The 4,454-nt window shown below is 73.1% G+C and carries 4 protein-coding genes; 3 read left to right on the forward strand and 1 reads right to left on the reverse strand.

The window, feature by feature from the left end; all coding sequences use genetic code 11:
* Both E4U92_RS36120 and E4U92_RS34070 read left to right on the forward strand, forming a co-directional pair.
* Positions 1-1,924 (forward strand): hypothetical protein (locus E4U92_RS36120; protein ID WP_168725261.1); only part of this gene is annotated, 1,924 nt, incomplete at its 5' end.
* A 91-nt stretch (positions 1,925-2,015) separates the two neighbouring features.
* Complete coding sequence (locus E4U92_RS34070; protein ID WP_137304322.1) at positions 2,016-2,576, forward strand: YqjF family protein; 561 nt, start codon at positions 2,016-2,018, stop codon at positions 2,574-2,576.
* A 39-nt stretch (positions 2,577-2,615) separates the two neighbouring features.
* On the opposite strand, the gene E4U92_RS37290 is transcribed toward E4U92_RS34070, so the two are convergent.
* On the reverse strand, positions 2,616-3,413 hold the full coding sequence (locus tag E4U92_RS37290) for a DUF427 domain-containing protein (protein WP_137304323.1): 798 nt from the start codon (positions 3,411-3,413) through the stop codon (positions 2,616-2,618).
* 95 nt (positions 3,414-3,508) lie between these two features.
* On the opposite strand from E4U92_RS37290, the gene E4U92_RS34080 reads away from it, so the two are divergent.
* Complete coding sequence (locus E4U92_RS34080) at positions 3,509-4,381, forward strand: YihY/virulence factor BrkB family protein (RefSeq protein WP_137304324.1); 873 nt, start codon at positions 3,509-3,511, stop codon at positions 4,379-4,381.
* The last annotated feature ends 73 nt before the right edge of the window (positions 4,382-4,454 follow it).

Below are 4,454 nucleotides of genomic sequence, written 5' to 3' on the forward strand. Positions count from 1 at the left end.
CCTCATCGACACCTACCTGATGGACCTCGCCACGATCGCGGTCACCAACGACCGCCGCAAGGACGCCGCGTGGGAGCCTCGTTACACGGCGAGGGTCTACAACGCGTACAAGGAGCAGTTCGCCGCACAGCTTCCCGCGGACAGCCCCGTGCGAGGACTGCTGCCGGCGGACAAGAGCTGGTACAACGTCACCAACAACTTCCTGGGGCTCGGCGCCAGCCTCGCCTTCAACAACCAGGGCGACAGCATCCAGACCGTCACACCGCGCCAGGGCGTCGGCACCGGGGGGACGCGCCCCCGCCTCGCGCCCACGGACGACAGCCCGGCGCCGCCGCCCGCCGCACCGGGCGCCCCGCGCCCCCGGAGGCCGCGCGACCAGCGCCCCCGGTTCGTCGTCCGCTCGGCCTTCGACGCGCGTCGGTTCACCTACGACGGCGAGCCCGTCACCGACCTCACCGTCCGCGTCGCCCTGCGCGGCAGCGACGAGGACACGGACCGCGTGTTCGCCCGGCTCCAGGCGGGCGTGCACGAGTTCCTCAACGACCCCGGGCACCTGCTCCCGGGCGGCGACCGGCTGCACGTCACGGTGGAACGCGTCGATCCGACGGCCACGGACGCCACGGGCGGGGCCCCGCACCTGACCGTGGACCTGGCCGGCCGTGACCGGACCATGGACCAGACCATCTGGTGGGCCGACGCGGACCCCGTCCAGCTGGTGCACGAGCTCACCCACCAGCTCGGCCTGCGCGACGAATACCGTGACACCGACACCCCGCACCGCCCCCACGTCCCCGGCAGCCTCCTCGGCGCCCTGGACGAGGCTCCTGAGGAGCCCTCCCTCACCCGGGGTGGTCTGCGGGGCCGACACCTGGCCCTCCTGCAGGCACACATCGGGCAGGTGCAGCCCCGGTCGCACCACGGGGACACGGACCAGGACCCGACCTGGGAGGAGACCCGCCGGGCCACCACGCCGACGCCCCGCTCGTCCGTGTGGGTCGACCCCGTGTCGCTCCCCACGGCGGGCGACACGACGGACGGCCCCGGGGGAACGGAGGTACCGGCCCAGATGCCGCAGAGCCCCGCCCCCGAACCGGTCCTCACCCCCTTCAGGTCGGGGAACTACGAGTTCACCAACCTCAAGCACACCGACGACAGGTACCGCGACAAGGCCGTCCGGATCATCGAGCTGCTCAGGGAGCACCCGACGATCCGGACCTACGTCGGCTCCCGCCCCGTCCGCATCACCCTGCACGTGCGCACGACGGAGACCCCCGCCGACGTGCGCGACCTCGGCGACGAGGGAGTGCGCATCAACCTCGCCAGCTACTACTTCGAGAAGTACGACACCGGCTACATCATGGGCATGCTCGCCCACGAGATCGGCCTCCACCCGCTGGCCTCCCGCAACGGGAACATCCCCGACGAGGAGGCGATGTTCGAGGACATCCCCCTGCCCGTGCCGGGTCTGGCGGACCTGGCCACCCCCCGGACGATGAGCACGCGGGGTGCCGGACAGGCCGACCACATCATGGCGGCCTTCCCCAGCAGCACCCGGCACGGCATCTACCGGGACATCGTCGTGGAGATGGCCGAGACACTCGCCCGGCAGGCGCAGTCGGGCGAAGAGGGCGCGAAGGCCACGGACGTCACCGACCTCTTCGACTGCTACCTCATGGACCTCGCCTCGATCGCGATCACCAACGACTACCGCATGAACGCGGCGAAGGAACCCAACTACACGGCGCGCGTCTACAACGCCTACAAGGAGCTGCTCCACGCCCGCCTGGCCGACAGGCCCGCCCTGCGCGCCCTCCTGCCGACGAGCAAGAGCCTCTTCGGTGTGATCAACGACTTCCGGCGCATCGGCACCCACATCGCCCTCAACAACCGCGGCGACAGCATCCAGCAGCCCGCCACCTCCTGAGCCCGTGGCTGCATCCGGCCGGCCGCCGACCGGCGAACCAGACACGTAGGCCACCAGGTCGTCGGCGGAATCGGGAGGCGGACATGGATCGATGGACGACCTCGCCTTCGGCCGGACCCCGCCCCTGCCCTACCTGGGCAGCTTCGGCGAGGTCAACGTACGGCTGTACAGCCGCGACGTCGCCGGTCGGCGCGGGGGGGTGTTCCGGTCCCTGGACTGCGACCGGCTGCTGCCCGTGCTGACCGCCCGCGGGGCCTTCGGGCTGCCCTACCGGTGGTCCCGGATCCGGAGCGAGTGGTTCGACAGCCGGCTGGTGTACCGCACGACCCGGCGCCGGGGCGGCAGTGGGGGCGCGCGCGTCCGGCTGGAGGTGGAGGACGAGGAGGTGCCGGCCGGGCCGCTGGAGGAGTTCCTCACCCGGCGGTGGGGCCTGCACGAGCGGTTCCCCGGACGCACCTACTACCTGCCCAACGCGCACCCGGTGTGGACGTTCCGCCGGTGCAGCCTGCTGGGCTGGGAGGACGACCTGGTCGCGGCGGCGGGCCTGTCCAGGCCCCGGAGCGAGCCCGTCAGCGTTCTGTACTCTCCCGGTCTGCCGGTGCGGTTCGGGACGCCGGTCCCCCTGCCCCCGCCCAGGACGCGGCTCGGCTGACCGGCCGACGGGCGCGCGACGCCACTGCCCGCCCCCTCTTCACCAGAGCTGCGTGCCCGGCGCCCCCTTGAACGGTCCCCGCACCTCCGAGGTGATCCAGCCGCCGTAGAAGTCGCCCTCCTGTGCCGTCACCACCTCCCCGGCGACCGTGCAGCGGTCCACGCGGCTCGGGTAGAAGGCGAACATGTCGGCGAGGGCCGCGTAGGCGGGCTCGGGACGGGGATAGGCCCAGGCGGCGCGGGCGCGTACGTCGTCCCCCACGACGACGTCCCAGTACCGTGCCGCGCCCTTCCACTCGCACCAGGTCCGCCCCCCGGCGGCCGGGAGCAGCAGCTCCGTACGGACGTCCTGCGGGGGGACGTAGAACACGGGGGGATGGCTGGTCTCCAGTACGCGGATCGTCCTGCGGCTCTCGGCCACCACCCGGCCGGCGCACTCGACGACCACGACGCGGTCGTCCCGGCTCATGGCGGGCGGGCGCGGGTAGTCCCGGACGGACTCGGGTGCGCGCGGAGCGGATCGCGGCGCGGGCTCGTCCAGGGGATCCAGGTACACCTCGTCCTCGTAGCACCAGGCCCATCCGCGGTCGTGGGCGAGGCTGCGGGCCACGGGGTGTCCGTCCGTCTCGAAGTGGACCGTGGCGTGGGCCCCGGGAGAGCTGTCGCTGCAGCCCACGTGGCCGCAGGTCAGGCAGAGGAGCAGGTCGCCCGGTGCACGTCCGCGCGCCGCGCAGCCCGGGCACGTCGCGCTCAGCGGCGCCGGGTCGGCCGTCCAGGTGTGGGAACAGGAGCTGCCCGACGGCCGTCCGCCGTCGGGCCGTGGCGTCCATCTCGTCATACCCCTGCTTCGCCCCGGCACCGTCCTGAGGATGCAGACCGCTGATCCCGGGGTGTGCCAGGCGTTCGGACGGCCCTGCGGGGCATGCGGCAGGGATGGCGGTCGAGAAGCAGATGCAGACGGACAGGGCCGGTGCGGGGCTGGACGGCTGGTGGCCGGCGCTGCGCCGCACGCCGGTGTCGCTGTGGAACGACGACATCTCGGACTACGCGGCCGCCCTCACGTACTACGCGATCCTGGCCGTCCTGCCCGCCCTGCTGGTGACGGTGCTGTCGTTCGGCCTGATCAGCCCGGGGACCGCGCAGGAGATGGTCGCGCACGTCACCGCCTACGCCCCCGGGGGGTCGGGCGCCGACCTGCACCGGGTGCTGGTGCGCGCGTTGCGCACCGACGGGGCGGCCTGGCCGCTGCTGGCCGCCGGCACGGTCAGCGCGCTGTGGTCCGCCTGCAGCTACCTGGCGGTGTTCCGGCGGGCCCTGCACCGCATGCACCGGGCCGAGGACCCGCGCTCGTCCTGGCACCGGGCGCACCGCATCCTGCTGACGGCGCTGGCCCTGCTGGTGCTGCTCGCCGTCAGCGCGCTGGTGCTGCTGCTGACGGGGCCCATCGCCGAGAGCGTCGGCCGGTTGTTCGGGCTGGGCGCGAAGGTGGCCTGGGCGTGGGGTCTGCTGCGCTGGCCGCTGCTGCTGTGTCTGGTGGCGGGCCTGGTGATCATCGTGTTCCGCCACGGTCCGCCACCGTCCCGCCGCCGACGGCACAGCGTCCCGGGCGGCGTACTGGCGGCGGGCCTGTGGCTGGCCGCCTCGGCCGGCTTTGCCGCGTACGCCTCGGGGCTGGGCACCTACAGCCGTCTCTACGGTTCCCTCGCCGGGGTCGTGGTGTTCCTGGTGTGGCTGTGGCTGACCAACCTGGCGCTGCTGGCCGGCGCCCAGTTCACGGCGGAACTGGTGCGGGCCGAGGCGGACTGAGACCGCGCCCGGCCCGTGCGGGTGCCGACTTCGCGGCCACGGCCTAGGTGTGCTGTTCGGAGAGGTTGGTGAC

Source organism: Streptomyces galbus (assembly GCF_005280195.1).
Lineage (GTDB): Bacteria > Actinomycetota > Actinomycetes > Streptomycetales > Streptomycetaceae > Streptomyces > Streptomyces galbus.